The 959-nt window shown below is 40.3% G+C and carries 1 protein-coding gene; it reads left to right on the top strand.

Translation table 11 applies throughout. The features are described 5' to 3' along the window. Positions 1-223 precede the first annotated feature (223 nt). On the top strand, positions 224-733 hold the full coding sequence (locus AC1DLM_RS35425) for an AAA family ATPase (protein WP_477572629.1): 510 nt from the start codon (positions 224-226) through the stop codon (positions 731-733). Positions 734-959: the final 226 nt, after the last annotated feature.

Genomic DNA, 959 nt, shown 5'->3' with positions numbered 1-959 from the left:
GTTCCCGCATGTCCAAAATTGGAACGACGGAGTTTAATAAGCTTACTTTCAGAACGACAACTGTTATCCAGGGAAACGGAATCCTGCGAATGAGTGAGTAAAAGTGAGATAAACCCTTAAAACCGAGGGAAGGGCAGTTATGCTATATTCACAATTTTAACTTTACAAAATCTGGGTTTCCCCTTAAGGTAGAGAATAAAATTATTTTACTAGGGGGAAGAACATGGACGAAAAAATACCGTTGTTTATAGTGACAGGTGCAAGTGGTGCAGGGAAGACAACAGTTTCTATGGAGCTGAGAAAATTATTACCAGACGTTGATGTTTTCGAACTCGATTCCATTCATAGAATTATGGGGAATGACGACTGGAGAAAAATGGAGAATATTTGGTTTCGTGTTGCTAGAAATGTAGCTGCAAGTGGACGAATATCTATCATATGCGGAACGATGATGCCATGGGATGCTGAAAAGTGTGAGGATTATCAATACTTTAAGGATAATATTTACTTTTTGAACTTACACTGTGACGATGAAACACGTGAATTACGATTACGTGCAAGAAATTGGACAGAGGATTTGATTCAGGAGCATAAATCTTTTGCAAAGTGGTTGCTTGAAAATGCTGACAAAGCATACACACCACCAATGCCGACTGTTGATACTACTACAACAATGGTAAAAGAAGTGGCTATCCAAATAAGTGAATGGGTACGTGGACATATCATCAACTAAGCTAATGGTAAACGTTTGTTCAATACACAGTAACGGGAGGCTGCCGGCACGATCGGCAGCCTTTCGCTCACCTAAACATTCCTGTTAAGGCTAAGAAATGGCCTTTGTCAAAAAAGGAGCGCCTCGGTATGATGGATTTGTCGACGGGTTCGTAACCCAATACCATTACCATCAAGGAGGCGCTCTTACTTATGAAGTTTAAACAATCTAACGGACAAAATCAACG

This window comes from Paenibacillus sp. 01T442 (genome assembly GCF_056398345.1).
This window is presented reverse-complemented; position numbering and strand designations above follow the sequence as displayed.